Annotated in this window: 29 protein-coding genes; 12 read left to right on the top strand and 17 right to left on the bottom strand. The window is 65.4% G+C overall.

Annotated features, from left to right (window positions below):
- Nucleotides 1-5 precede the first annotated feature (5 nt).
- Entirely contained in the window at nucleotides 6-1,016 is a 1,011-nt protein-coding gene (locus BMF89_RS01100) for a LacI family DNA-binding transcriptional regulator (protein ID WP_078105241.1), read from the top strand.
- 132 nt (nucleotides 1,017-1,148) lie between these two features.
- On the opposite strand, the gene BMF89_RS01095 is transcribed toward BMF89_RS01100, so the two are convergent.
- Complete coding sequence (locus BMF89_RS01095) at nucleotides 1,149-1,892, bottom strand: hypothetical protein (protein ID WP_078105240.1); 744 nt, start codon at nucleotides 1,890-1,892, stop codon at nucleotides 1,149-1,151.
- A 938-nt stretch (nucleotides 1,893-2,830) separates the two neighbouring features.
- Here BMF89_RS01095 and BMF89_RS01085 point away from each other — a divergent pair.
- From BMF89_RS01085 to BMF89_RS01075, 3 genes are all read left to right on the top strand, one after another.
- On the top strand, nucleotides 2,831-3,337 hold the full coding sequence (locus BMF89_RS01085) for a hypothetical protein (RefSeq protein ID WP_139359491.1): 507 nt from the start codon (nucleotides 2,831-2,833) through the stop codon (nucleotides 3,335-3,337).
- A gap of 236 nt (nucleotides 3,338-3,573) precedes the next feature.
- Nucleotides 3,574-4,341, top strand: coding sequence for a glucose 1-dehydrogenase (locus tag BMF89_RS01080; RefSeq protein WP_078105237.1), 768 nt, complete (start codon nucleotides 3,574-3,576; stop codon nucleotides 4,339-4,341).
- A complete protein-coding gene (locus tag BMF89_RS01075; protein ID WP_078105236.1) occupies nucleotides 4,338-5,930 on the top strand; it encodes a GMC family oxidoreductase in 1,593 nt (530 codons plus the stop codon). The genes BMF89_RS01080 and BMF89_RS01075 overlap by 4 nt, the downstream gene beginning before the upstream one ends.
- Here the strand turns inward: BMF89_RS01075 and BMF89_RS01070 are convergent.
- The 4 genes from BMF89_RS01070 to BMF89_RS01060 are packed head-to-tail and all read right to left on the bottom strand — an operon-like array spanning nucleotide 5,927 to nucleotide 9,094.
- Entirely contained in the window at nucleotides 5,927-7,117 is a 1,191-nt protein-coding gene (locus BMF89_RS01070) for a hypothetical protein (protein WP_078105235.1), read from the bottom strand. The genes BMF89_RS01075 and BMF89_RS01070 overlap by 4 nt on opposite strands.
- A 20-nt stretch (nucleotides 7,118-7,137) precedes the next feature.
- The gene (locus tag BMF89_RS01065) at nucleotides 7,138-7,647 is read right to left on the bottom strand and encodes an aquaporin (protein WP_078105234.1); all 510 of its coding nucleotides are present in this window, start codon (nucleotides 7,645-7,647) and stop codon (nucleotides 7,138-7,140) included.
- Between the two features lie 41 nt (nucleotides 7,648-7,688).
- Nucleotides 7,689-7,826, bottom strand: coding sequence for a hypothetical protein (locus BMF89_RS21795; protein ID WP_171983359.1), 138 nt, complete (start codon nucleotides 7,824-7,826; stop codon nucleotides 7,689-7,691).
- Nucleotides 7,823-9,094, bottom strand: a complete 1,272-nt coding sequence (locus BMF89_RS01060) for a phosphatidylserine decarboxylase family protein (RefSeq protein ID WP_078105233.1) — start codon at nucleotides 9,092-9,094, stop codon at nucleotides 7,823-7,825. Before BMF89_RS01060 ends, BMF89_RS21795 begins: the two co-directional genes overlap by 4 nt.
- Nucleotides 9,095-9,189: 95 nt before the next feature.
- Between BMF89_RS01060 and BMF89_RS01055 the strand changes: the two genes are divergently transcribed.
- Together BMF89_RS01055 and BMF89_RS01050 are read left to right on the top strand one after the other, a co-directional pair.
- Nucleotides 9,190-10,110, top strand: coding sequence for a DUF5996 family protein (locus BMF89_RS01055; protein ID WP_078105232.1), 921 nt, complete (start codon nucleotides 9,190-9,192; stop codon nucleotides 10,108-10,110).
- 90 nt (nucleotides 10,111-10,200) lie between these two features.
- On the top strand, nucleotides 10,201-10,548 hold the full coding sequence (locus BMF89_RS01050; protein WP_078105231.1) for a UBP-type zinc finger domain-containing protein: 348 nt from the start codon (nucleotides 10,201-10,203) through the stop codon (nucleotides 10,546-10,548).
- Nucleotides 10,549-10,690: 142 nt separating this feature from the next.
- Here the strand turns inward: BMF89_RS01050 and BMF89_RS01045 are convergent, their stop codons facing one another.
- Complete coding sequence (locus BMF89_RS01045; RefSeq protein ID WP_078105230.1) at nucleotides 10,691-11,026, bottom strand: hypothetical protein; 336 nt, start codon at nucleotides 11,024-11,026, stop codon at nucleotides 10,691-10,693.
- Between the two features lie 686 nt (nucleotides 11,027-11,712).
- Nucleotides 11,713-12,831, bottom strand: coding sequence for an alanine racemase (locus BMF89_RS01035; protein ID WP_078105228.1), 1,119 nt, complete (start codon nucleotides 12,829-12,831; stop codon nucleotides 11,713-11,715).
- 219 nt (nucleotides 12,832-13,050) lie between these two features.
- On the opposite strand from BMF89_RS01035, the gene BMF89_RS22260 reads away from it, so the two are divergent.
- Both BMF89_RS22260 and BMF89_RS22675 read left to right on the top strand, forming a co-directional pair.
- Entirely contained in the window at nucleotides 13,051-13,356 is a 306-nt protein-coding gene (locus tag BMF89_RS22260; protein WP_078105227.1) for a hypothetical protein, read from the top strand.
- Nucleotides 13,245-13,694: a GyrI-like domain-containing protein gene (locus tag BMF89_RS22675; protein WP_366214752.1), complete on the top strand. Its 450-nt coding sequence runs from the start codon at nucleotides 13,245-13,247 to the stop codon at nucleotides 13,692-13,694. Before BMF89_RS22260 ends, BMF89_RS22675 begins: the two co-directional genes overlap by 112 nt.
- Before the next feature lie 33 nt (nucleotides 13,695-13,727).
- Here the strand turns inward: BMF89_RS22675 and BMF89_RS01025 are convergent, their stop codons facing one another.
- Both BMF89_RS01025 and BMF89_RS01020 read right to left on the bottom strand, forming a co-directional pair.
- Nucleotides 13,728-14,630 carry an alpha/beta hydrolase gene (locus BMF89_RS01025; protein ID WP_078105226.1) on the bottom strand — a complete coding sequence of 301 codons (903 nt, stop codon included), beginning with the start codon at nucleotides 14,628-14,630 and terminating at the stop codon, nucleotides 13,728-13,730.
- A 110-nt stretch (nucleotides 14,631-14,740) separates the two neighbouring features.
- Complete coding sequence (locus tag BMF89_RS01020) at nucleotides 14,741-15,436, bottom strand: maleylpyruvate isomerase family mycothiol-dependent enzyme (RefSeq protein ID WP_078105225.1); 696 nt, start codon at nucleotides 15,434-15,436, stop codon at nucleotides 14,741-14,743.
- 160 nt (nucleotides 15,437-15,596) lie between these two features.
- Between BMF89_RS01020 and BMF89_RS01015 the strand changes: the two genes are divergently transcribed.
- On the top strand, nucleotides 15,597-16,079 hold the full coding sequence (locus BMF89_RS01015) for a MarR family transcriptional regulator (RefSeq protein WP_078105224.1): 483 nt from the start codon (nucleotides 15,597-15,599) through the stop codon (nucleotides 16,077-16,079).
- Between the two features lie 295 nt (nucleotides 16,080-16,374).
- Here the strand turns inward: BMF89_RS01015 and BMF89_RS01010 are convergent, their stop codons facing one another.
- Nucleotides 16,375-16,923, bottom strand: coding sequence for an NAD(P)H-dependent oxidoreductase (locus BMF89_RS01010; protein WP_078105223.1), 549 nt, complete (start codon nucleotides 16,921-16,923; stop codon nucleotides 16,375-16,377).
- A gap of 53 nt (nucleotides 16,924-16,976) precedes the next feature.
- On the bottom strand, nucleotides 16,977-17,687 hold the full coding sequence (locus BMF89_RS01005) for an SDR family oxidoreductase (RefSeq protein WP_078105222.1): 711 nt from the start codon (nucleotides 17,685-17,687) through the stop codon (nucleotides 16,977-16,979).
- 142 nt (nucleotides 17,688-17,829) lie between these two features.
- Between BMF89_RS01005 and BMF89_RS01000 the strand changes: the two genes are divergently transcribed.
- On the top strand, nucleotides 17,830-18,408 hold the full coding sequence (locus BMF89_RS01000; protein ID WP_253190640.1) for a TetR family transcriptional regulator: 579 nt from the start codon (nucleotides 17,830-17,832) through the stop codon (nucleotides 18,406-18,408).
- A gap of 153 nt (nucleotides 18,409-18,561) precedes the next feature.
- Here the strand turns inward: BMF89_RS01000 and BMF89_RS00995 are convergent, their stop codons facing one another.
- Nucleotides 18,562-19,962: a glycosyltransferase 87 family protein gene (locus BMF89_RS00995; RefSeq protein ID WP_171983358.1), complete on the bottom strand. Its 1,401-nt coding sequence runs from the start codon at nucleotides 19,960-19,962 to the stop codon at nucleotides 18,562-18,564.
- A gap of 111 nt (nucleotides 19,963-20,073) precedes the next feature.
- On the opposite strand from BMF89_RS00995, the gene BMF89_RS00990 reads away from it, so the two are divergent.
- On the top strand, nucleotides 20,074-21,291 hold the full coding sequence (locus BMF89_RS00990) for a molybdopterin-dependent oxidoreductase (protein WP_253190639.1): 1,218 nt from the start codon (nucleotides 20,074-20,076) through the stop codon (nucleotides 21,289-21,291).
- Nucleotides 21,291-21,803, top strand: a complete 513-nt coding sequence (locus BMF89_RS00985) for a hypothetical protein (RefSeq protein WP_078105220.1) — start codon at nucleotides 21,291-21,293, stop codon at nucleotides 21,801-21,803. The genes BMF89_RS00990 and BMF89_RS00985 overlap by 1 nt, the downstream gene beginning before the upstream one ends.
- On the opposite strand, the gene BMF89_RS00980 is transcribed toward BMF89_RS00985, so the two are convergent.
- The 5 genes from BMF89_RS00980 to BMF89_RS00960 all read right to left on the bottom strand — a co-directional run bounded on the left by BMF89_RS00980 (nucleotide 21,764) and on the right by BMF89_RS00960 (nucleotide 26,133).
- On the bottom strand, nucleotides 21,764-22,528 hold the full coding sequence (locus BMF89_RS00980) for a class I SAM-dependent methyltransferase (protein ID WP_171983357.1): 765 nt from the start codon (nucleotides 22,526-22,528) through the stop codon (nucleotides 21,764-21,766). The genes BMF89_RS00985 and BMF89_RS00980 overlap by 40 nt on opposite strands.
- Complete coding sequence (locus BMF89_RS00975) at nucleotides 22,525-23,226, bottom strand: DUF2064 domain-containing protein (RefSeq protein ID WP_078105218.1); 702 nt, start codon at nucleotides 23,224-23,226, stop codon at nucleotides 22,525-22,527. The genes BMF89_RS00980 and BMF89_RS00975 overlap by 4 nt, the downstream gene beginning before the upstream one ends.
- On the bottom strand, nucleotides 23,223-24,032 hold the full coding sequence (locus tag BMF89_RS00970) for a glycosyltransferase family 2 protein (RefSeq protein WP_366214749.1): 810 nt from the start codon (nucleotides 24,030-24,032) through the stop codon (nucleotides 23,223-23,225). The genes BMF89_RS00975 and BMF89_RS00970 overlap by 4 nt, the downstream gene beginning before the upstream one ends.
- 74 nt (nucleotides 24,033-24,106) lie before the next feature.
- Nucleotides 24,107-25,171 (bottom strand): NAD-dependent epimerase/dehydratase family protein, encoded by a 1,065-nt coding sequence (locus BMF89_RS00965; protein WP_078105217.1) that lies wholly within the window; start codon nucleotides 25,169-25,171, stop codon nucleotides 24,107-24,109.
- A complete protein-coding gene (locus BMF89_RS00960) occupies nucleotides 25,168-26,133 on the bottom strand; it encodes an MTAP family purine nucleoside phosphorylase (protein ID WP_078105216.1) in 966 nt (321 codons plus the stop codon). The genes BMF89_RS00965 and BMF89_RS00960 overlap by 4 nt, the downstream gene beginning before the upstream one ends.
- Nucleotides 26,134-26,207 lie beyond the last annotated feature (74 nt).

Genomic DNA, 26,207 nt, shown 5'->3' with positions numbered 1-26,207 from the left:
GCCCCATGACAAATACCAGCGGGCGCTTGCCACGGCTTGAGGATGTGGCGGAGCGGGCGGGAGTTTCGCACCAGACGGTGTCCCGGGTGATCAATGACCACCCCAACGTGAGCAAGGGGACCCGTGAGCGGGTGGAGGCGGCCATTGCCGAACTGGGATACCGGCGCAATACTGCTGCGCGGAGCCTCGTGACCCGGCGTTCCCGGACCATCGGCGTCCTGGCGAGTGAGCTGGCGCAATACGGTCCGGCGAACACTTTGCTGGGCGTCGAGCAGGCGGCGAGGGATGCCGGCTATTTCGTCAGCATCGCAGCTTTGAGGACCGTCAATCGCGAGGCGATTCTCGATGCGGTCCGGCATTTCCTGGACCAGTCGGTGGACGGGATCGTGGTGATCGTGCCGCATCCGGACACCCTGCTGGCGGTGGCGGAAATGAACCCAGGGGTTCCCGTAGTGGCCGTGGGATCGCTGGGCGACGCCTCCGTCGGCGGAGCCATGGTGGACCAGAAGCGCGGCGCGGAATTGGCCGTCCGGCATCTGGTGGAGCAGGGGCATCGCCGGATCGGGCACGTGGCCGGTCCGCAGGACTGGATCGACGGGGCGGCCAGGGCCGAAGGGTGGAGTGCGGCCTTGCGGGTTGCGGGCCTTGAGGATGACTTGCTGGTGGTGGGGGACTGGAGCGCCGGTAGCGGCTATGAGATCGGCAGGAAGCTCGCCGGTGAAAGGACCGCGACGGCGCTCTTTGTGGGCAATGACCAGATGGCGTTGGGCGTGCTGCGTGCGTTCAACGAGGCCGGTGTCCGCGTGCCCGGCGATGTTTCGGTGGTGGGTTTCGATGACCAGCCGGAATCAGGGTTTTTCACGCCGCCGTTGACCACGGTGCGCCAGGACTTCGAGGAACTCGGGCGGCGCTGCATGGATCTCATGCTGGGCGGCATCGAGGACGGGAACAACGTCGGCACCACCGTGGTGGAGCCTGAGTTGGTGGTTCGCCAAAGCACGTCGGCCCCCGCCTGACCGCCCCGCGGTAGCCACGGCACTAGGGAACGTTTCCGGTCAAGGCCCGGGACGCGGGAGTCCTGACGGGAAGCCGGTCCGATCTGCGTGCGTTCGTGAGGGCAAGTATCCGGATTGAAAGCCAGGACAGTGTCAGCCCTCGTGGTGGCGGGCGGTTGCTTGCCGGGCCAGTTCCACCGCGGTCGCGCTCATCTCCTCGGAGAGCTTCAGAACGTCGTACATGCCTCCCACGGTCCGGTCTCCGCTGTTGGCAGTGATCCGGGTCCCGCCGACGATCTCTTCAATCCGAAAATGGAGGCCCGTCACCGATTTCATATAACGGGCTGCGTCCTTGTGGGACCAGGTTCCTCCGTTCCATTCCCTTTCTATCTCGACCCACACGTCCTGGCCTGCCGTCGTCACGATCAGCCCGGGCTGACGGAAGACCCGGGCCAGGGACTCCAAAGCGAATTCGAGGGTCAACGCGGTGGTCCATTGCTCCTTGTGTTGGAAGCGCTCGGCAATAGTCCTGAACTGCAGCAGAGTCCACAAGCCAACCATGTTCGGCCACAACGCCGCTGTGATGAGAGCCTTGGCGCCGTTCGTGAATCCCCAGGCGACTGCGGCGGTTCCGGCCACGGCAATAGCGGCCAGCGCAATACGTCGGGCCCGCCCTGGAGCCATCACCATTTGAGATGCCTTGCGCCAGCCGCTGGCGAGATAGATGCCTGCGCCCAGTGTGAACAGCGCCTGGATTCCGTACAAGGCATCCAGAGGAATATCAGCCCAATGCTCGCGGCCGGACGCGAAAACCATGAACAGCGAGAGGATCGCCAAGGCCATGATGACCAGTCCGCCGCAGATCCGGATCCGCTTATCGCGCGCCGAGGGCTGCATGCCTTCATGTCAGCACGTGGCACTGGACTTGTCCACGTGCTTTGGACGCGATTCCTGGCAAGACAAAGTCGATCCAGATCCTAGATCCGGGAATTAGCCTGGCTCTGAACAGGATGCCGCTTCCGCCGCGCCTGGGTAGGGGCTACTGTTTGTTCAATTCAGCCAAATAGGCGTGTGGGGGGCAACCATGATGGCGTCAAAGGTCCGGAGAGGTGTAAATCGGCGGGACCGTTGCATGGAAGGCCGTCCAGTGCCAGCCGCGGCTACGGCCACGTCGGTCCTGCTGATAGCCGGTCTGAGCGCGTGTTCCTACTCGCCACAATCCGAGACAAGCCCGGCAGCGCTGACTGGGGCCTCTTCGACAGCGGCTGACCTCCAGCAAGTCATGGGGCTCAAGCCCGCTGGAACGGTGCTTGAGGGATCGGGAGGACTTACCGGCCCACCATCGGCATTCGCAGTCGGGTATAACGCCGTGGGCAGCGGGGATTACTCGGTGACCGCGGCCTGCGCAGGCGCACCCCAGGCTTTGCTGACTGTTTCCCAGCAAGGCTCCAGCAGCAGTTCCAAGGTGAGTGTTTCGTTTTCATGCGGGAGCCCACACATGGAGCTGATCTACTTTGTGGTTGGGCCTGTGTCGGCCCAGGTCGCTCTCCCCTCGGGAACCGTCGGGTCTTCGGACGCCCACGCCGAGATCAGGATCACGAAGCACTCACCCTGAAAAGTTCCAATGGGTGCGGGTATGCGCGCTCTCCGTCGCTGTTCTCAAACAACCGATGATTATTGCGTGGGTCTCGCCGATGCCGACACATCGTTGAACTGAGCGGGAGCGCAGGCGGCAATCGGGTGAAAGTGCCCCGGAAAGCCTTCCTTCGGGTGAGAAACGGCGCCACCATGGAGGAGAGCGGAACCCGTCCAACGACGGAACGGAGAGACCGGGCGTGGATGAGCAGAAATCCCATGGACGTCGAAGATTCCCGGGGTGGGAAGTCGGGCCGGCGGCGGTCGGACTGGGGCTGGCAGCCCACCTGGTCTCAGGTGGAGTATCTCCCGGAGCCCCGGTGCTGATCGCATTGACGGCTCTGCTGAGCATGTGCGCCTCGCTGGTGTCCCGGATATATCTGCCGAACTGGTTGTTGCTCATCCTCTGCGGCGTGACCCAGCAGGTTCTGCATCTGGCTTTCGACCGGCTCTCCGGAAACTTCACGGTTCCGGCACCCGCCCAGCATCAGCATGGGGTGACGGGATTTCAGCCTGGGCAGTTGACCGCAGTGCCTTTCGTTTCGTCCGGGCACTCACCGGATTTGATGCTGGACACGCACGTTGCCGCTGCCTTGCTGACAGCCCTGATAGTCGCCCGGGCGGACATGTCGGTTACGCGGGCGTTGGCCTTGTTGCATCGCACGCCTTCCGGAGGTCCAAGCAAAGCCCATGCAGGGGATCCTTGAGCCAAACTCCACCAGCCATGAAGAGCTTCCTCACCGCGAGTTGAAGCGAGCCCCAAAGGGGTGCCGGCTCCGGTGGCGTGTCGCGCCCGGCTGGACCGTTGTGGCTGCCACCCCATATGCATCCAGCTGGACTGGGTACCATGAGCCCTACATCCACACCGGACGCTCCCGGACCATCATCATCCGGTTCAAGCGCCTGGCATCAGCCGGAGAACTCAACAGGACGGAATACAGCCATGCTCCTGAAAGACAAGACAGTCATAGTGACGGGCGGCAACAGTGGAATCGGTGAAGCGATCGTGCTCGCCGCGGCGGCCGAGGGCGCCAACATTGTCATCGACTACGTAGCGCACCCCGAAGAGACCTCATCCTTGATCGCCCGCGTCGAGGAGGCTGGCGGGAAAGCTGTCGGACTCGAAGCGGACATCAGCTCGCTCGCGGGTTTGCAGGCACTCGTGCAAAAGGCAGTCGAAGCCTTCGGCAGCTTGGATGTGCTCGTTAACAATGCCGGGATCGAAACCCGGACCTCAGTGTTGGAAACCTCGGAGGAGCAGTACCAGAAAGTACTCGACATCAACCTCAAGAGCGCTTTCTTCGGCACCCAACTGGCGGCGAAGCAGTTCATCCTCCAAGGCCGTGGCGGGGTGATCTTGAACATTTCCTCCGTCCACGAGGATTGGCCGATGCCCGGCAACACCGCCTATTGCGTCTCGAAAGGCGGGATGAGGATGCTCACGCGCACGGCCGGTGTTGAACTTGGCGAGCACGGTATCCGTGTCCTCAACCTGTGCCCCGGCGCGGTGGAAACTCCCATCAATGCCTCCACCATGGCTGATGCCGGGAAGCTGAAGTCCCTGAATGCTGCCATACCGCTCGGACGCATGGCAAAGCCGGAGGAAATCGCCCGCATGGCCGTTGTCCTTGCCTCCAACACGTCCGCCTATGTGACCTCGACTTCCGTCTTCGTCGATGGCGGCATCATGCAGGGGAGCGTCGGCCTGTGAACGCGCACTCCACCGACGCGGGTGACGCCTACGACGTCGTCGTCATTGGTAGCGGACCCGCCGGCGGCACCCTTGCCGGCAGACTGGCCAGGACCGGCAAGCGGATCCTGCTCCTGGAACGGGGCGATTACCTCAAGCGCGAGCGGGCCAACTGGGACTCCCGCGAGGTGTTCGCCAAGGGCCGCTACACAGCAGCCGAAACCTTCTACGACCGGACCGGCAAACCGTTCCATCCAGGGTTGCACTATTACGTAGGCGGCAATTCGAAGGTCTACGGGGCTGCGCTTTTCAGGCTTACCCCGGAAGACTTCGGACAAATCCGCCACCACGGCGGGATCTCGCCGGCATGGCCCATCAGCTATGCAGATCTTGAACCCTACTATGTCCAGGCTGAACACCAGTTCATGGTCCACGGCCTGCACGGCGAGGATCCCTTCGCCGGGCCATCGAGCCGCGACTATGCGCACCCGCCGGTGAAGCACGAACCACGGATCCAGGAACTCTCCGAAGGGCTCGAAAAACTCGGACTCCACCCTTTCCACCTGCCCCTGGGCATCAATCTGGATCAAAACCCGGACGGCACTGCCGCGGTTGGCTCCGTGTGCATCCGCTGCGACCGGGTTGACGGCTTCCCTTGCCTCCTGGGCGCCAAGTCCGATGCCGAAACCGCGGCCGTGAGCCCCGCATTGGCCGCGCACCCAAACCTGACCCTGATCACCCGGGCCACCGTCCAGCGCCTCACAACCGATGAGACCGGCCGCACCGTCACGGGGGTCCACGCAACCATGGAGGACGGAAGCGCCCGAACCTTCGTCGGAGACATCGTGGTCCTTTCAGCCGGATCGATCCTTTCAACGGTGCTGCTGCTTCAGTCAGCCAACGAGCGGCACCCCCGCGGGCTGGCGAACAGTTCCGACGTCGTTGGCAGGCATTACATGCGGCATAACAACGTCGGTTTGATGGCCGTGTCAAAAGACCCCAATCCCACCGTGTTCCAGAAGACATTGGCCCTGAACGACTTCTACGGTCCCAGCGCGGAATGGGAATATCCGATGGGGAATGTCCAGATGCTGGGCAAATCGGACGACTGGCAGATCAAAGCGGAAGCGCCCAAGCCGTTCGGGCTTGGACCGTCCGCCGCTTTCGGGGCGGTCGCGTCGCACGCGCTCGACTTCTGGTTGGCGGGGGAAGACCTTCCCTTGCCCGAGAGCCGGGTGACGCTGCGCGCCGACGGGTCCGTGCAGCTGGCACTTCAGCCCGACAACAACACCGAGGGCGTCAAACGACTTCGGAAAGCGTTCGACGGCGTCCTGAACAGACTCGATGCACGTTCGACTTCTTTCGCGCGCAGCATCTACCCCCACAAGGACATGGACATCGCAGCCACCGCCCATCAGGCCGGAACGGTCCGCTTCGGATCCGACCCCGCGGCTGCAGCCCTGGATCTGGACTGCAAAGCCTACGACCTTGACAACCTCTACGTCGTCGACGGCAGTTTCATGCCCTCCATCGGCGCGGTGAATCCGACTTTGACCATCATCGCCAACGCTTTGCGCGTCGCCGACCGCATCGCCGAGCGCATCCTCTAAGGTGCCGGGGTCCAGTTGGTGCCGCCGTCGGCGGTGGTGTACCGGGTGGTGAGTGTGGTGCAGCCGGTCTTCCCGTCAGTGCAGGTGGTCTTGGTCGCGTCGACGAGGCCCTTGGCGGCGTCTCGGAATTGGATTCCGAGCGAGTTAGCCCCTAAGGGGATCCCCGACGTCGCGATCGGCTGGAACTGGGCGTCGGCGGTGACCTTGAGTAGCTGTACGGCGCTGGTCACGATGGCGGCGTCGCTGCCGTAGGTGCTGGCGAGGCCGTTGAGCGGCCCGGGGGCGATGTTCGGGAGCTCCGCCGAGGCGCCCTTTTTGAACGTGGCGCCGTCATGCGTCACGTAGACGGTCGCAGTGCTTCCGGTTCCATTCGGTGCTAGTGCGACAGCTGCGACCCCGCTGCCCAGTTGCAGCAGCGAGACCGACGGGGCGCCCTGATACCCCGGTGGCGGCACCGATCCTTGGACGCTCGGGCTGATGTCGGTGAAGGAATGCCCGTTATCGGTGCTCGACCACAAGTGGGTGTCCATCGATCCGCCGCTGACGAGCAGGGCGGATCCGGCCCATGCGGCATGCGATGCCTGACCCGGTAGGGACAACCGCTTCAGGGCACCGCCCGACGTCGAGACGTAAGCGCCCGTGTAGCTCGACTCTGTCGCGCCTCCCTCGTGCGGCGGTCCGACGATCCAGTGCTTGCCATCACCGGACAGCGACACGTCGACGTACGGCACCGGGGTCGCCAGCTCAACGTGGTTGCTCGTCCAGGTGGCTCCCGAATCGGAGCTGTGGGCCACCACCAAGGTGCTGCCCTGCAATCCCGCCTCCACGATGACCGATCCGGCCTGGGCTATTGAGCGTCCCGCGCTCGGCGCCACTGGAAACGTGACATCCGGCCACAGTGCTGCTGCGCCAACCGGGATTGTCGATCCGATCAGCCTGATCGGATCGCCCGGGACACCGGAAGGGCTCGACGGCGGCGGCGAACCTGGACTCGAAGGAGACTGGGACGAGGTCGTCGGGATGCTCGGCCCGGGAGGCGATGGCAGCGGACCGTCGACGCCGGCCCGCGGCTGGTTGACCAGGAACGCCGCCACGATCGTGGCGGCCACAGCCGCCGCAGCCACGGCTGCCAAACGCCGATTCGCGGTGAGCCGTCCGGCCGCGGTTTCCCCATCGCTTGTGCGCATACCAGTCCGCCCTCCCCGGCTCAGCCGCTCAGGGAGCCCTGGGCGGCTTTTTCGGCGGCGGCCCTGCCGCCCCGGCCCCGCAGGACATGCGCTATGGCGACTGCGAGGAGGGCCCCACCGATCGGACCGGTGGCGTAGATCCAGTATCGGCTGAAGTCACCTGTGATCAGGTCGGGGCCGAACGACCTGATTGGGTTCATCGACGCTCCGCTGACCGGGCCACACCAAAGCCCGGCCATGACGATGTAAGCGGCGATTCCGAATGCCGACAAGGCGCCGACGTTCTGCGCCCCGGAGGCGACGGCGAGCACGGTGCTGACGAGTCCCGCAGTCAGCAGGACTTCCAGGGTGAAAGCCTGAAAATCGGTGAATTCCGGGCCCGGAACGGTCATCCCGTCCTTGCCGTAGTGGCCGAACACGGCCAGGAGCGTGGCGGACGCGAGCGCCGCCCCGGCAGCCTGGACGAGGATATAACCGGGAACTCTCGGCCAGGGGAAGTCCCGGCGCAGGGCGAACGCCAGAGTCACCACGGCGGATTATCCTCTCCATCGCGGGGGACGGCTAGCAGAACTCAGTTCCAGAAGTTGTCGAGCTCCGCGGCGAGGCGACGGCCCTGATCCCGGGCGGCGCGAGCTGCGGGAGCACGCGACCCCGGATCCAGCGGATTGACACCGATTGCCTCCAGCGACGCGGCGTCGGCATTGATCATGCGTTCTCCTCATGCCTGGCGGTGGCAAGCTTCGACCGGACCGGCACGAGGGGTGCGTGCGGATTCTGCGGTTGGGGGATCGCGGTGAGAGCGAACTGGTCGATAGCGCCGGGCCGGAAAACGAGGCACTCTGTGGAGCCGCCGAACTGGAAGTACCCCAATTCGTCGCCCTTGTTCACGTGGTGGCCCGGGACGATCTCCGGATCGATGACGCAGGACGAGACCTCGACCATGCCCACGGGTATCACCGCCATGAGGCCGATGACTGGGTCGTCGGCCTGGATCAGGATGATCGCGCGTGCCGCGACATGGGCCAGGTATGACTGCGAGAGGGTCGGCTCGACGGCGTCGGGCCCTTCTGATTCTGCCTCGGAGAAGTATGTACCGTCCTTGAGGTACGCCCTCACGATCGTTCCGGCGACGGGCGCGTGCCACCGGTGATAGTTCAGTGCGCTCAGGAACGCCTGGTACACCGTCCCGCCAACAAAGTGCTCCACCGATTCATCCCGGGCGAGCAGGTCCTCGAGTGAGTAAGGCTGGTTCTTGACCCAGAACCGGCTCTGGCGTTGAACGTCGGAGCTTATCTTGTAGGGGGTCGATTCGCAGGCGCTGACGATGATTTTGTCGTCTTCGGGTGCAGCAACGGGTCTGGAGGTCGAGGTGAGGCGGCGGGTGAAGAAATCATTCCACGACGTGAAACCCCAGTGCTCGGCGAGGGGATCATGTTCATAGTCGTCCATCCCGACAACCTGCCGCGCCTTCTCCGACATCCAGCCGGACGGCGAGTCGTTCAGCACGTACAGCGAGTCCTCGCTGCTTAGGAACTCGCACCAGGCATTCAGTATCTTTCGGAACATGGCGACGATTCGAGGATCGCGATGGGCGGCGAACCCGGCCTCGGTTCCCATGGTCCAGTCAAGGATCGCTGTCAACGGCGTGGTGACCATGCCACCTTCGCTGAACTCCGGGGCGGTCGTCAGCACCTCGTTGATCAGCCGGAGCATCTGGTCAACGCTTGTCAGGTGCCGTTTGCGGTAGGGCTTCGACTTGGGAACCTGCTCGATCATATCTGTCATGTAGAGGCGGACAACCGGATCGCCGGCGATAAGCTCCTTGAACTCCGCGATCACGGGATGCAGAGGAGCATCGTCGCCCCGGGCCTCCGCCCGTTCCCGGTGGCCGGCAATCCAAGCCTCAAGCTCGTCCTGTCGCTCGGGCAGCCAGCCACCCGATCGGCGGACACGGTCAGATGAAGAGTTGATAGTCATAGCGCCGAGCCTACGCGCCCTCGACCGGGGCGGGCGATGGGAAAGCGTCGGAGAATCCCCGGCGGTCCGGCCGGCAGGAGTGGCACAATTGTGAGATGGCTCACCCGGAATGGCCCGAGCTTCGCGCCGATGAGTGGACCCCAACCAGGGAGACAGTGCACATGTGGACCCAGATTGTGGGAAAAATCCGTATGGCGCATGCCCCGATGTTGAACCACTGGTGGCAGGTAACGTTGTACGTCACCCCGCGCGGACTGACCACGTCAGCGATCCCGTACGCCGGCGGTGCGTACGACATCGAATTCGATTTCCTTGACCATCGGCTGCATATACGTGCCAGCAACGGGACGTCGGCATCCGTCGTCCTCGAAGCCAAGTCGGTGGCCGAATTCCACTCCGAAGTATTCGAAGCCTTGGGTAGGCTCGGTATCAAGGCGACCATCCGCGGCATTCCGAACGAAGTGGACCCGGCCATACCCTTTGCCCAAGACTTTCAGCATGCCTCCTACGACCCGGAGGCTATTCGGTTGTTCTGGAGGCAATTAGTCCAGTCGGACCGGGTTTTGAATGAATTCAGGTCGCGATTCCGGGGCAAAGCCAGTCCCGTCCATTTCTTCTGGGGAGGCATGGACTTGGCACACTCCCGCTTCTCCGGGCGGGGCGCGCCTATTCATCCCGGTGGTGTCCCGAACTGCGCCGACTGGGTGATGGTGGAGGGCTATTCCCACGAGCTCAGCAGCTGTGGGTTTTGGCCCGGGGGAGGGGACGAAGGAGCCTTCTATGCATACTCTTATCCAGAGCCGGCCGGTTACGCCGAATATGTCAACGACGCCGATGGCGCCTTCTATAGCAGCGATGGCAAGTTGTACCTCCTCCCGTACGAGAACGTCCGAACGGCGTCGGACGCTGACAAGACGCTGTTGCGGTTCCTGCAATCCACCTACGAGGCGGCGGCTGAAACGGGACAGTGGGACCGTGCCGCACTGGATGTGGATCCGGCCCGTGGGCGGCGCTGACGACGATGCCGACATTCCTTCGGCGCGGAATGGCTGTGGGCGTAAAGTAGTGGGTGGCCTAGAGGCACTCCAATGCGAGGGAAAGCCGCAATGAATGCATATCAAGGAATCGACGTTTCGATTCCACCCAGCGGGCCGGGCTGTGTTGAATGCGAGGCCAACAGGGGCTGGTGGCTGCACTTGCGGCGCTGCGCGCAGTGCGGGCACATCGGCTGCTGCGACAACTCGCCCGGGCAACACGCCACGGCCCATGCGCAATCCAGCGGCCACCCGGTCATCCGCAGCTTTGAACCGGGCGAGGACTGGTTCTTCAACTATCCGGACTCGGCATTTTTCGCCGGACCTCAGCTTGAACCACCGGCGCATCATCCTCTCGATCAAAGCGTTCCGGGCCCGGCCTCACGCGTCCCGACTGACTGGGAACAGCGGCTGCATTGACCGGGCGCACGCTTCCATGAGGACGGAGACGCTCAAGCTCGGATTGTAGGCGTCAGGCCAAAAGCTGTGCGACCAACTCATCGCTCGTAAGGATGGCGTGGGCATAGGTGGGCCGGTTGATGGCGTGAGCGGAGTGCAGGGATTACGGGCTGAACGCCGAGGTCGCGTCGGTGACTTCGGCCAGAAACCAGTCCGGGGAGCTCGGATTCCGCTGCAGATGGAAAGTACGCAATGCGGAGTTGGAGTTGCGGCGGACCTGTACCCGCCAGTGTTCAACGGATGCGAAGTCTTCGCTGTCGTTGGCGGCCGGGTCGCTGCCATCCGGCCAACCTCCGCGCCCGAACCAGTGCGCGGCGTCGGCGTCGGGATCCACGGCCAAGATGCTGCCGTCATATCGGACGGCCAACGGGATGCCATCGGGGCTGAAGCGGACGGCGATCTCTTCTAGCGTGTGTACGGCCTCGGCAGTGAGTGTCATTGATGTGTTCTTTCCCGGGTTTTACGGCGCGCCGTTGTCATGCGGGCTTCGCGAGGGCTGACTCGGTTGGGTACGCACTCTTTTAATCGTCTGTGTCCACGGAAAAGGTACGCCCTCTGCAAAAGTGTTTAGGTCATTGAAGCGTGAGGACGTGGGCAGAAGAGCACCCGACAGGCAAGAACAGGGCAGATAATAATGCCAAGCGATCCGTCGCAGGGCCCTATCCGGGAGGCGATGAAATGATGGCGGAGATCATTCTCCGACTGCTGGCAGAGCTGATCCAGGGATGGTTCGATTGGCGCCCGACGCCTCGCCAGCGTGTCTTAAGGGCTCTGGCTCTGTCCAGGCAGCCTGTCCTGACCCTGGAACAGGGGAAGTTCGGGCGGAGGTGGCTCACCTACGGCTTGGCACATGTTGCGGACCTCGGGCTTGAATCCCAAGCCGGGGAGATTCAGAAGGCGCTGAGGCGTGTTGCATCTTTCCCCTGGGAAACCAAGCAGTAGGGCTAGTTGCTCCACGAAACCCTCAATCCCGGGTTTTGCGGCCGGCGAACCCGTCGATCAGCGCCGTCAGGATGCGGTCCAGCCGTGGCTGCACGTCCACAATGTCGGGTGTCAGGTCTGGCTCGCGTTCGTACGGGTCCCGCAGCGGCGGTGAGACCCCTTAAGCGGCGTCGAACCGGCCGTTTAGAACACAGGCCGCCAGGTCTCGACGGCGTCATTGCTGACGGCCACGACTTCGCGCCAGCGGTCGAACAGCGAGCAAGGATGGGAGATACCCAGGTCCACGATGTCGCCGACCCGCAGCCCTTCGGCATCGTCAACGATGGCGTGGTGGTCGAAGAGGCGGGTCAGCGTGGCGCCTGCACCGGCATGCAGGAGGGCCCCATCGCGGTACCGGGAAACGATCACCGGCAGGCCGGCGTCGTACGCCAATTCGCGCTTGCCCGCGTTCAGGACCACGCGCCCGGGTTCCGGGGCGGAGATGACCAAAGCCCGCACCACCGCTGCGGCGGTGAGGCCGGGGACTGGCGAGACGCTCTCGTAGGTGCCGTGGTCGTGCACTACGTAGCAGCCTGAACGCAGCACATTGACGGAGGCGTTCTGCGGCAGGAAAGCGGCCGCACGGTCCTGGAACGCCGAGCCGCCGTTGGTGAAGACCGGGAGCTCCACCTCGAAGATGGGGTGCAGTTCATCGAAAATGTCGCGGGCCAAGCGGCAGTGCGAATCGATCCCGGCCAGGTTCTCATCCGTCCGGGTGTTCGGTGCCACGCCCTCGTAGGCGCTGACGCCGGCCAGCAGCAGCCCGCTGGCCGCGCGAATCTCCGCCGCCAGCGGCCCGGCTTCGGCCGCGGTGCGGATCCCGGTGCGGCCGCCGGGAGTTCCGACGTCGATCAGCACCTTCAGGGCCTGTGGCGACTCTTCGAATACCTCGGCCATGGCCTGGACACCCGCCGCCGAATCGGCCAGGCAGTAGATTTCCAGTTCCGGCGAGGCGGCCAGCCAGGCCCGCAACTGCTCGAGGTGGCCGCGGAACAGTACCTCGTTCGCGATGAGGATCCGGGCGGCTCCCCACTCGATGGCCTGCGCGGCCTGCGCGGTTGTCGCCACGGTCACGCCCCAGGAACCGGGCAGCTGCCGGCGGACAATCTCACCTGTCATGGTGGTCTTGATGTGTGGGGCCAGCACCATGCCGTGCTCACGTGTCCAGCCCTCTTTGATGCCGATATTGCGCTCGACGGCGGCAACGTCCAGGAGCATCTGCGGCAAGGTGCGGAGCGGGAGGGCAGGATCAAGGTGCGGCATGCGGTTCTTTCAGTATGGTTCGGGAAGCTGGGTACCCCGAGATCCTATCCGGGTTCACTAACTAGAGAACCCTCGACGGATCGCGGCGAATGACAGGTAGCGGCCACTCGGGCGGTAACCGGGTGGAGTGAGTATGGTCTTTCACGTGTCAGACCGTTCAGGCGCATCGCCGCGTGGCCGGCTGCCACGAGCTGAGTCCAGGCCTTAGGAGGTCACATCATGTCAGTCATCATTGCGACCAAGATTTCCGGTGACACGAGCGTTTTTGCAAAATCGCTTGAGGAACGCGCGGACGAGTACCGCCAATGGGGCGAGCGCGGCCGGGCGGCAGGAGCGATCCACCATCAGTTCGCGGTGGGGGACGGGTTTGTCCTCGTCGTCGATGAATGGGAATCGACAGAGGCATTCCAGAAATTCTTCGGGGCCTCCGAAATTCAGGCGTTCATCGGCTCGGTCGGCGGAGATCCGAACGTGGCCCCCGAAGTCACCGTCGGGGAATCCGTCGACTCCGCGGACAAGTACTAACGGACTCCCTGCATGTCGGTTACCGTCACCGTCCAGGCTGTCCTCCCGCGCACGCTGGCCGCCGTCCGGCGCAAAATCGCGCCGGACGAAGTCGGTTCGGCGTCGAAGTCACCCGCACCTTCGAAACAGCGGGCGAGGTGTACGCGAGCGAAACGCCGGGAGGCGAAGCTGCCGTGGCAGTCCACCACGGGCCGTACCACCGCATGACCGAGGCGTACAAGGCGATCGAGGCGTGGATGGCGGCGAATCATAGGGAGTCTGCCGGGCACTCCTGGAGATCTACGCCAATCCGACCCCAGATCCGACTGACACCGAAACGACAGCCGTGCACCTGCTGAAGTAGCACGGACCGTTCGCGCGCCCGGGACTCTTCACCGGGACCACAATTCGTCGATCAGCCGGTGAACGTGATCCGGCTGCTCGATGTGGGCGAAGTGGCCGCAGCGCGCAAAAGTCGCCAAGCGGGTTTGGGGGACCACCACAGCCAACCGGGCCAGGTCGGACTCGGGTGTGAACACATCCCTGTCGCCCCGGATCGCCAGGACCGGACAGAGGATGCCGCGCCACTGGCCGAAATCGTAGTGGGCGGCGGCCCGGGCGGCAGCGGAGAAGCTGGCGGGCCGGGCATCGTCGCCGAGCTCCCTGAACACGGCCGGGGGTATGGCTGCAGGATCTGCGAAGAACGGGGACATCAGCGGCCGCATCAGGGGCGTGGTGGCGATGGTACGGACCACAGCCGTCCCTGCCGCGCCGAGGGCGGCCATGGAGCGCATGGCCAGAAGCATGCCGGTGAACGCCGGGAATTTGTAGAGGCCGCGGAGTGGCGCGCCGCAGGCGTCGGACACACTGAATGTGGTGGCCGAAATGGCGGCTACCCCGGCGGTCTCCTCCGGCCATGCCGCAGCCATGTGCAAGGCCAGGAAACCTCCCATGGAATGGCCCACGAGTTTCCACCGCCTGTAGCCGAGCGCACTCAGTGCCCCGACGACGGCGCGTGCCATCGCCTCGATGCTGAATTGTTCACGCCGGGCGCCTGCCGTGGATTCGCCCCAGCCCGGCAGGTCGATCAAAACCCGGTCATGGGCCGTTGCCCTGGCAAGCAGTGATTGGAAAGTTGTCCATGACCCCGCGGCTCCGTGAAGGTAGACCTCCGGGGTGCCGGATTCGGCCCTCGGCCCGTGGGTGCCCTGCTGGACGCGCACCATGCAGGGACCCAACTCGGTGGGAAGGATATGCCGCCGCAGCGTAGGGGCGTTTTTCTGTTGAACACTCATGGTCGCCTTCGCTCTTGCTCGTTGACAGTGGTTCGTAGCCGGGGAGGTACTGGACTGGATCCACTTCGACGAGCTGGTCCACGATGCGCCGTATGCCGGCAGCCTGGTGGTCAGGGGGTGAGCGGACCTCGCAGGACGCGGACCGCGAGGGCCTTGTCCCCTTCGATGGACGCTGATTCTGCGAGGTTGGAGCGGCCCCAGAGACCCAGGTACATCCCAACCGGCGTCGAGGAAATCGAAGCTTTGGCGTCCCCTTCGCCGATTTTCCAGCGGCCGGCCCCGGCTACCTCGAAGGTCACCGCGCCCTCTGGCTGGGGCATCCGTCCGAGGCGGAGCTGGCGCGGGGTGAACATTGTGAGGATCTCGTCGATTCCGTCGAGCAGGAAATCGGCTGAGAAAGTGGGGTCCGCCAAGCCCGATGCTTGGCAGGCGTCGATGAGGTGCACGGCGTGTTCATGCGCCTGGCGTCGACGCCAGAACCCGGCCGTGCGCGGGGGAGGGCCGAAGTTCCAGCATGGTTCTTCCGGATCGAGCGCCGACATCGTCCCGAGGAAAGCGTCCTCGCCCTCGAGGAACCACGCTACGGCGCCGGTGGCCGGTGGGACCGGTTCTTCGGCGACCTTGCCCGAAAGGACTATTTCGCCCGCCCAACGTTCAATGGAACCCAGATGCCCGAAGAGATCCTTGAGGTTCCAGCCGGGACAAGCCGGCACGGGACGAGTCAGAACGTCCTCGGGCTGGCGTGCCAGGAGGCTAAGACGGTCCAGGGAGCTGATCAACTCGGGAAGATAGAGGTCCGGCGACATGTCTCGAGCATAACGGGCGATGCGGAGGATTCTTTCCGAGCCCGCCCAACGCCAGGACCGCTCATTTCCTGGCTACTGGGTGAGGCTAAGGTCTTTGCAAATCACGGTATGAAGGATTACTCAGCCTGCACATAGGAAGCAGGCTTACTATGGTGGGACCATGCCGGACCTAAACGACTGGACGACTCCACGGTTGCTCTCAACGGCAGCGCGATTGGTCGAGCATGCCTGGAACGAGGAGCTTGCCGTCCTGGGCCTGACCCATGCGGGCGTTATCGCGCTCGAAGTTCTCGATGCGGAAGGGGCCATGGTCCAGGCCAGGCTTTCGGCCAAAGTCCAGGTGCAGGCGCAGACCATGGGACAGACACTTTCCAGGCTTGAGGCGCACGGGCACATCACCCGGGAACGTAGCCGCCTGGACGGGCGTTCGCAAAGGGTCGCAGTTTCGGAGCTGGGGAAAGCGGCCCTTGTCCAGGCTCGGGAGATTGACCGGAGCCTGACTCCCGGCGTCGACATCGGGGTGGAGGAACTGCGCGACAAGCTGACGGCCGTGATCCGCTGGCTCGGGTCTGCCCGTTGGGGCGAAGAGAAGCCCGAGCGGGCGCCGATCTCAAAGGACACGGCCCTGCCCGAGCAGAGCTGAGTACCGGCTACGTATCCCTTCACGGAGTTTGGGAGGGGCCGTCGGAGTGGCCGGGTACGCTGGCGGTGCTGCGGGAGATCCCCTATCACGGCGCCGGGCATCCGGATCCGGCCGAAATGGAAGCTGCCCGGAAGGACTTCATGGCGTGGCTCGGCAATGCCGGTCCGGCCGTTACTGATCCCGGTGCGCCGCTGGGCTTTGCTGGCCAGGTCGCCAGACGGAGGGTGAGGGGCCCTTCGGTTCCGCTCCGGGATTCCCCAGGGTCTGGCAGACTTTCGCCAGGACGGGGGGCCGGTCAGCGGCCGGCAGTTGCGGGAACAGCCGAAAGCAGTTCCCGGTAGCGGGTCGCATGGGCCGCCAATTCTTCATCCGTCACGCGCGCAGCCGAATGCAGGACCAGCGGTTCCTCCAACTCCAAGCCGCAAAGGTGCGCGGTGGCTTCCATGGGCCGCAATAGCTCGGCCATGGTGAAGCGGTTGTTTCCCGAGGGCGCGTAGGACGACTCCGGACCGCCGGTCGAGATGGCCAGGCGCAGGCGCTTTCCGTGGAGCGCGTCTCCGCCGGAACCGTAAGCGAACCCGTAGGTGAGCACCTGGTCCATCCATTCTTTGAGGACGCCCGGAACGGAATACCAATGCCACGGGAACTGGAACACGATGGTGTCGTGCTCGCGCAGAAGCCCCTGCTCCCGGATGGCGTCGACGCGCCGGTCCGGGTAAGTGGCTGAGAGATCATGGACGGTGACGTTTTCGACGTCCTTGGCGGCTGCGGCGAGGTGTGCGGTAATCCTGGATTTTTCCACATCAGGATGGGCAACGACGACGAGAGTGCGGGAGGGGGTCATGGAAGGTTTGTACGTCTTTCAGGATCGGAGCCGAGGGCGGGTCGGATGGCGAATCAGCTGACGTGGACTCCGCCGTCGACGTCCAGGACTGTGCCCGTGATGAAGGTGTTCCCCATGAGGAATGTGGCCGCGGTGGCCACGTCCGAAGGCAGCCCGGCACGGCCGGCCGGCACGCTCGCCGCGTAGCCGCGAAGCATGCCTTCGCGTATTTCTTCGGGCATTCCGGCGTAGGCCGGGGTGTCCACCAGGCCGGGGGCGATCACGTTGACGCGGATCGGGGCGAGATCGATCGCATTGGCTTTGCCGAAGGCCTCGAGCGCCGCGTTGATTGCGGCCATCATGGGACGCCCCGGAGCGTGCTTGCGGCTGGCGGCCCCGCCCACAAGGGTGATGGATCCGTCCTTGGCGATGCGGTCGGCTGCCGCGCGCACCGCTTCGTAGTAGCCCCAGAACTTGATGTCCATGAAGGGCCGCACCTGCTCGGAGCTCAGCTCACGGATTCCGCCCATGGCGCCGGGGCCGGCCGAGAGCACCAAGTGGTCGAAGGCCCCGATCCGTTCGAACAGGGACTCGACCGAGGACGTGGAGGTGAGGTCCACGTGCTCAATCGCCACCCCTGTGGGGAGGTCGGCACTCCCGGTATTGCGCGCGGCGGCCGTGACGCGGGCGCCTTGTGCCGCTGCGTGCTCGACGACGGCGCGTCCGATGCCTGAGGTGCCTCCGATGACGAGGACGTGCTTCCCGGCGAAGTTGTAAGAGCTCATGGGGTTCTCCCGTAAGTAGGGCGTCGATCAGATGTGACGGATCGTTCTCAAATAGTTTGTGACGGAACGATCCGTCTGTCAAACTGGATGCAAGGCAACAAAGGCAACAGCGGACGAAGGTTTCAGAAGGAGTGTGGTTTCCGTGGCACGCAGGAGTGGCGAGGAGAACCGGCGCAATGTGCTCGAGGTGGCGACGCGCCTTTTCTATCAGCAGGGGATCAGGGCGGTCGGGATGGACACCGTGGTCAAGGAGTGCGGCGTGGGCAACGCCACGATCTATCGCCAGTTTCCCACCAAGGACACCCTGGCCACCGCCTATGTGCAGGGGCGCGCGGATGCCTGGTTCGAGCGGATGGAGCAGGCCGCCGGGGAAGCCTCGTCCCCGGCGGGCAAGTTGATGGCGGTTTTCGAAGTGCTCGCGGGGGACACAGCCGGTCCCGCGTATCGCGGGTGTCCGATGCTCAACACCAACACCGAGTTCCCCGAGGGGCGGCACCCGGCGCACCTCGTCGCCGTCGGGCACAAGCAGCAAGTGCGGGACTGGTTCCGATCCCTCGCGTCCGACGCCGGCGCGCAGGACCCCGGGCAGCTCGCCGATGAACTGCTCATCGTCCTCAACGGCGCCTACGCCACCGCGGCCGTCCTCGATGGCGCCACCTACGGCCGGCGTGCCCTCCGCCTTGCCCGGTTCCTGATCGAAGACTCCTGCCCGGGTTCTTAGGACCGTCCGGGCCGGTTGGGGAGTCAGGTAGTTTCGTACTGCGTGCGAAGTTGTGCCAGGCCCTCGCGGCTCCGGGACTTGATCGATTCCGCGCCCGGGACGTGCGCTTGCACGGTGTGCGCACCGGGGCCACATCAGATGGCTCCACAGACGTCATGTGATCGACGACCGGAATTGCCGCGACCGTCGCCTCACCATGGCGGCTACCAGCAAGAGCACGACGGCGGCGCCCAGGCCCAGTCGCGCCGCCAATTGGCCGTAGGGTTCCGCTCCGGTGAAATACATCAGTGCCAGCACAGGAGCGATCGCCGTGAACTCGTAACGAGCGCTCAGCACCACGAACGGCAGGAGCAGGAGCGCATACCAGGGGTAGCTCGGCGACACGATCAGCAGCGTTCCTCCGACCATCAAGACCTGCCCGCCCCAAGGCCGGGCGGCGTCGGTGGTCCGCCACACGTAGAGGGCCAGGCCGAGCAGCAGCACCAGTGCGGCCGGTCCTGCCCAACCGGCCGGGAGCAGCAGCTTCAACAAGGTGAATCGCGGACTGTCCTGCCCGTCATAGCCCTCCGATCGAAGGTATTCGGGCAGATAGCCGAGTACCGCCCAGCCGCTGGCGAGCACGTACGGGACGTACGTCACGGCAAAGGTTGCCGTGGCCGCGGCGACGAAGCGGACCGGCCTCCGATACAGCAGGGCCGGGGCGCTGATGACGGGAATGAGCTTGGTCGCAACCGCCGCGCCAAACGCCACTCCGGAAGCCAGGGTGCGTCCGCCCACCAACAACAATGCTGCCGCCAAGGCCAGTGCGGTGCCCAGCGCGTCCACGTGAGCGCCATTGATGGCCTCAAAAGCGACCAGCGGAGACCATCCCCACCACACCGCTTGGTGTGCGGGCCGGCCGGTGCGGCGCAGGAACGCAAGCAGCGCCACCGTCACAGCGAGACTGAGGAGCAGCCCGGCCAGCTGGAAGGCGACGAACCCCACCTCGGAGCCAGGGATGAGCCGCACCGCCAGGAAATACAACTCTGCCGCTGCGGGATACACGGTCGGTACGGTGGGCCTGTTGATCGCCGTGCACAGGGTGCTCCCGCCGGGAATATTGGATGTGGTCTCGGTGCCGGTCGGGAAGGGATTGGTATGGCACGTTCCGTCCGGCCCGGCATCCTGGAATAGCCAAGACGGCCGCAGCGGCCGCAGCGCCTCGTCCGCCGGAACGTGGGCATAAGGGGAGATCCCGGCCTTTTGAACGATGCCGTCCCACGCATAGCGGGCGGAGTCGTTGCTGGTGGCGGGCGGGGCGGCGATGGCTGCTATTCCCACCAGGAGGGAGCCCAGGAGCACGACGGCGGCCGCGTACCGCGCCGGGATCCGGCGCGCCACCAGTGCTGCCGGGACGAAGACGGTCCAGGCCGCGAGCGTGCCAAGGGGGGAAACCCACTCCGCCGACGGATCCGCAGTGACCGTCCACCAGACGACGACGGCGAGCAAGGCCACCAAGGCGAGCGCCACCGCAGCCGAAATACCGGACGCGCGCCGGGGTATTGATTCGCTCACCCTTTGATCCTGCATCACTCGCGGGCCGGGGGCCACGAACCCAAGGGACCGTTTGCGTTTCGTAAGGTCTGGACCGGGACGACCGATGGGTCTTGGTGGTCTGATCAAAGTATGGACAGATTGACCACTTTCCTCCAACAGCGGATGGAAGCGGTGAATGGACGGTTCTCTTCGCCTTTGCGCAGCAGGCGGCTGACGGTGGTGCTGGGCCGTTGGCTCGGCCTTGCCTTCACTGTGTGTTTCCTGACCGGACTGTTCAGCCACTTCCTGCAGGATCCGCCGGCTTGGATGGTTTTCCTTACCCGTCCCGCGTGGCTGTACGTGGCTACGCAGGGCATCCACGTCACCACCGGGATAGCTTCCATCCCGCTCCTGGCAGCCAAGCTTTGGTCCGTCTACCCCGAACTCTTGCGCTGGCCTCCGCTGAAATCCGTGGTGCATGCACTCGAACGCGCCTCGATTGCGCTCTTCGTGGCCGCTTCCCTCGTGGAAGTCACCATCGGCTTGCTCAACACTTTCCAGTGGTATGCGTGGCCGTTTTCCTTCAGGGATGTCCACTATTGGCTGGCCTGGGTCATCATCGGATCTTTGGCGCTCCACATCGCTGTGAAGATGCCCCTCATCCTGGCTCATTGGAGCCGTAGATCGGACGCGGCCGCCACCGCCGCCAACGTTGGGGAGGTTTTGCCGGACAGCAAAACGGTTCCGGCCGCGGTGAAGCGTGGAACCGGGAACGGCTGGAGCCGCCGGGGGTTCCTTGCGGCACTCACCGCCGGCACCGGCGTCGTCGTCTTGACGACGGCCGGCCAGTCGTTCGCTTGGCTGTCGGGCCTGAACCTCTTCGCGCCGCGCCGCATGGATACCGGCCCGCAGGCCGTACCCATCAACAGGACGGCAGCCCAGGCCGGTGTGGCGGACGCTGCGCTGGCCCCCGACTGGGTGCTGACAGTGTCCTCGGGATCGGTCCAAAAGACGTTCACGCTGGCGCAGCTCGCGGCCTTGCCGCAATACAGCTACGGCTTGCCCATCGCCTGCGTGGAGGGCTGGAGCCAAGGGGCGCAATGGCGTGGGGTCCGGATCCGGGACCTGATGGCAACGGTGGGCGCACCCGTAGATGCTGAGCTGCAGGTTTCCAGCATGGAGAAGGGCGGCGTCTATGGGCGTTCCTTCATGCCCGCCGCATACAGCCAGGACGAGCAGACATTGCTGGCACTTGAGCTGAATGGCAAGCCACTCGACCTCGACCATGGCTATCCGGCACGCATCATCGCACCAGGTCGGCCGGGAGTGCTGCAGACCAAATGGGTGCATAAAGTGGAGGTGATCTGATGCGGCTTCCCTTGGTGGGTGCAGCGGCATCGTCAGGGCGCAAGACTCTCTGGTGGGTGCGGGCAGCACTTGGCGCCTTGGGCGTGGCTGCCCTCGGGTATGCGCTCTTCGGATTCCTGGCCAACGTGCCTCCCGCCCAGCTGATCGGTGTGGCAGCGTGGCTTGCCGTGGCGTTGTTGGTGCACGACGGCATGCTGGTCCCGGTGACAACGGTGGTCGGTAGCGGATTGTCGAGGTTCACGTTTGGGCTGTCCCCTGTCCAGCAGGGGATAGTGCGCGGCGCGCTTCTGGTGGGTGCGGTGGCGACCTTGGTCGCGGCCCCGCTGATCCGTGCCCAGCAGGTGCTGCAGCCGAGGGGGCCGGGCAGCGGCGTGAACAACACGGTCCTGCAGGGGGACTATGCGCTGGCCTTGGGTGTCTTCTGGGTGGTCCTGGCGGTCGCCGCGGCCGTTGTTGTGGCCGCCGTCGGACTTTACGGCCGCCGTTCCAAGGTCAGGAAGATCCGGTCCTGAACGGTCCGGGTGGCAACCACCTTGAGCCCGGCCCGGGCCGCGTGGCGCGCGAGCGCTTTTTTGCCTGCGCGGGCCCAGGGAAAGGCCGCGCTGGCACGTCCGTCTGAATCCTCCAGCACCGCCAGATAGGCCACGTCGAGAAAATCCGGTGCTTCGGCTTCCGCCAGTACTTGGCCGTCCGGGGCAAGCAACGAGGAAACACGCTCCAGCAGTATCCGGATGTTTCCACCGATGCCGATGTTGCCATCCAGTAACAAGGCCGAACCCCAACCCCGTTCGTGCGGGACGGGGTCAAAGATGGAGCCCAGGACGGCCGCGCCGCCGCGCTCGGTGGCCAGCTTCACGGCGGCGGGGCTCGAATCGACACCCATCGAGGCCAAGCCCAGTTCCCGGGCGGCCTCCAGCATCCGGCCTGGGCCGCAACCCACATCGAGGACGGGCCCGCGGAGGGTGCGGAGCAGCTCGCGCTCACTTGTGGTGGCCGGGCCGGACCAGGAGAGCATGTTGAAGTGGACTGGCCCGATGCCCTCCGGCAAGGCCGATTCCGGTCGCAACGTCAGTCGCCCCACTCCGTGGGGCAGGCTGCGGGCGTAAGGCTCGTAGCCGCCCTGTCCGAAGAGCGCTTGGCCAAATAGAGCCGGTCCAAACAGGGCGCGCGGGCGGGAGCCCGCAGCAAAAGCATCGGCGCGGGCACCGGGATCCCTCGGGACTGTGTGGATGCTCATGTCAAGGCAGCCCATGGCGTGGGTGCGGCGTCGGAAGGCGCCGTCCTTGTCCATTCCGCCGGCAGTCCCTCGCTCAGGAGGTCCACTGCGCGGGCAAACGGGCTTCCGCTGCATTCCCACGCGGCAGCCACAGCATCGGGAAAGTAGTCCACATCCCTGAGGACGGGCAGCACGCCCACGTGCAGGCCGGCTCCGGCCAGCCGGCCCCATTGCTGCGCCCCGGTGTGCGGGGTGGACATGTCCACCCCGCGGAGCAGGCCGCCGTCGGGAGTGTACAGGCCCAACGCCCAAAAGCCACCATCCGACGCCGGGCCGAACCAGGCGCGGCGGGGTGCCGGGGCGGGGGTTTCCCAGTCCGCAAGCAGCGGGGCCAACTGCTCGCATCGTAGCTGGGGCGTATCCATGCCCAGAATCAGCAGGGGTCCCGCAGTGAGCGAACAGATGGCCGCCAGTCGTTCGTCCAGGCCGCCGGCCCCTTGGGGGAAGACTTCAAAACCGGCAGCGTCCGCGTGGTGCGGCGTGCCGTCAAACACCAGCAATCGCCGGGCCGCGGGAAGGGCCCGTACGGTTTCCAGCGTCTGGCTCAGGCTCGTCTGGGCCAGGGCTGCGGCCTGCTCCGGCTTGAGCGGGGGAGTGAGGCGGGTCTTGACCTTGCCGGGGCTGCATTCTTTGGCAATGACGGCGACGGTGAGATTCACGGCGTCGCTCCGTGGGCATCGGCCGGTCCGGCGGCCTTCGTCGCCTCAGTCCGCTGCGAAGCGGCGGCCAACTGGGTCCCCATGTCGTTGAGGGCCGTGACGGTTCCTCGGAGTGTCCCCGTGACCTTGGACTTCCCCAGCCGCGGCGCATAATCGACAGGGACCTCGGCCACGCGCCAGCCGTCCCGGTGGGCCTTGAGGAACATCTCGAGCGGATAGCCGCTGCGCCGGTCCCTGAGGTCCAGTCCCAGGAGTGCGCTGCGCCGGGCAAGGCGAAGTGGGCCAAGGTCCGTGATGGCGATCCCCGTGGGCCGACGCAACCGCCAGCTCAGGGCCCGGTTGGCCAAGCGGGCGTGAAGCGGCCAAGCGCCGGACGCCGGACGCCTGGCACCCAGCACCAGGTCGGCGCGACCGGTGCGGACGAGGTCAAGCATCGGGGCCAGCTGGGCGGGGTCCAGCGACCCATCGCAATCGCAAAAGGCCACAAACTCCGCCGTGGCCGCGAGCAGTCCGGCATGCGCTGCCGCGCCAAAGCCGCGCCTCGGTTCCTCGACCACGGTGGCCCCCAGACCGGCGGCCAGCCCTCCGGAGCCATCAGTTGAACCGTTGTCCACGACGATTGCGCGGTACCCGGGCAGCAAGGCTCCGAGCACCATGGGAAGGGCCGCACGCTCGTTGAGGCACGGAAACACCACGTCCACGAGTGCGGCGGGTGGGCCTCCGTCGTCACCCGCCGGTCCCTTGCGGATGCCGGCCATGCCGATGCCATCGTTCGAGCCGCGCGAACCGCTTTGCACTTTCTCCACCCTTTGACCGTAGAATCCGCAGGCCCGGTGCGACAGGCGGATTTCCTTACGGAACCGGGACGTTTGCCGCCGGCCTAGCTAGGATCCCCGCGCAACGGCGCGGTGGCGAACTCGCGCATTCCGTCCTCGAAACCTTGCGTGGGGATCCAACCGAGCTCTGCCTGGGCCCGGGCGGAGCTCGCGGTGATATGCCGGACGTCGCCTAGCCGGAAACCGCCGGTGACCACAGGTTCGGGCGCCCCGCTCACGGAACTCAAGATGGCCGCCACCTGCCCAATGGTGTGGACTTCAGAGGCGCCGATGTTGTACGCCCGCAGGCTGCCCGAGGCAATCCGGCCCCCTGCCAACGCGTCAATGGCCAACAGATTCGCCTCGGCAACGTCCCGGACATGGACGAAACTGCGGCGCTGGCCGCCATCCTCGAACACCCGCACGGCCTCGCCGCGGGCCAAGGCAGAGCGGAACAGACTGGCTACGCCCGCGTAGGGGGTGTTCTTGGGCATGCGGGGGCCATAGACGTTGTGGTAGCGGAGGGCCACGGCGGTGCCTCCGGTTGCGCGCGCCCATGCGGAAGCCAGATTTTCCTGTGCCACTTTGGAGGCGGCATAGACGTTCCGCGGATCCATGGCCGCGTCTTCGCTGACCAGCGCCGGCCGGAGCAGCTCGCCCGTGGCAGGGTCGCGGGGATCGAAGATTCCGTGCTCCAGATCCTCCACCAGGCGCGGGCCAGGGCGCACCAGCCTGCCCGCCGCGTCGGTGTAGGCGCCCTCGCCGTAGACCACCATGGACGAAGCCAGGACGAGCTTGCCAATACCTGCAGATGCCATGCCTGACAGGAGCACGGCCGTGGCCAGGTCATTGTTGCGGATGTAGTCCGGCGCGTCGAAGAAGTCGACGCCGAGGCCCACTTTGGCGCTCTGGTGCACGACGACGTCGACGTCCGCGAGCGCTTCTGCCACAGTGGCTGGGTCTCCGACATCGCCCGCCATCAGGTGCGCCCCGGGAATTCCTTGCGGCCGATCGGGGTGTACTGCGTGATCCAGTGAATCCAGGATCCGGACCTCCCAGCCGCGTGCCACGGCTGCCTCTGCAATGTGGCTGCCGATGAAACCGGCCCCGCCCGTGACCAATAGCCTCACGGCGCTGTTCGCCCCGTGCCGGGGAGGACCGGGCCGTCGCCGCCGGGGCTGGCGGTGCCCATCACGGTGGCCACCGCGGCAGGCGGCATGGGAGCCATCCGCCACGGCGCGTCGTCGTCCGCTGGATCGGCGCCAGTGATCTCCTCGGACACCGTCCGCACCGCGTCGGACAACACCGCGAGGATCCGCGGTTGCGCCCCCGCCAGCCGGCCCAGCACCAGGTCCGCCGTGACTGGTTCGGAGCCATCGTGCCCGGTGTCGGCATCGGTAACGAATGCCAGCGCGGCGAAGTGCATGTTCAATTCAGCCGCGAGCATGGGTTCCGGGTATTGGGTCATGCTGATCAGATGTGCGCCTGCCTGGACCAGGGCCGCGGACTCAGCCTTGGTGGAGAATCGCGGACCGTTGATGACGGCCACGGTGCCCGCCCCGGCGAAGTCTTCCCCGTGCCGCTGCAGGGACGAGATGAGCGCTGCGCGCAACGCGGCACTGTAGGGCTCGGCGGCGGGAAGGTGCTGCACTCCGGTGGGCGACGAGCCGTCGTAGAAGGTGTCAGCCCGTCCCCAGGTCTTATCCAGGACCTGGTCGGGTACGGCAAAAGTGCCGGTTCCGTGGCTGGAAACCAGTCCGCCCACGGCCGCGGAGGAGATGACGGCCTCCACGCCGAGGCTCTTGAGGGCCCAGAGGTTGGCGCGGTAGTTGATCTGCTGTGGTGAAACGCTGTGCCCGCGGCCGTGCCGGCTCAGGAATGCGACCACCGGGCCGCCGTCGCCGTCATCGCTGCCGAGGCCGTCCCGCGCGGCGAGCCTTGCGACCGTCACGGCACTGGAAGGAGGCCCGAACGGCGTCGGGATGTCCAGCGTGTCGAGCACGACGGCCCCGGGCAGCCTGTACAGGCCGGTGCCGCCTATGATTGCGATCCGTGAGCGGGGTTCTGCGGTGTCTTCCGGGAGCAATGACATGACCCCATCATGCCAATGCAGGCCCGCGCCGTCGCGGGTGGAATCCTTACGTGTCCGGAACGCGTACTGGTGCG

Origin of the sequence: Arthrobacter sp. SRS-W-1-2016 (genome assembly GCF_002009585.1) — a bacterium.
In the GTDB taxonomy this organism is placed as follows: Bacteria; Actinomycetota; Actinomycetes; order Actinomycetales; family Micrococcaceae; genus Arthrobacter; species Arthrobacter bambusae_A.
The sequence above is the reverse complement of the archived record's forward strand: the minus strand, read 5'-3'. Positions and strand labels throughout refer to the sequence as shown.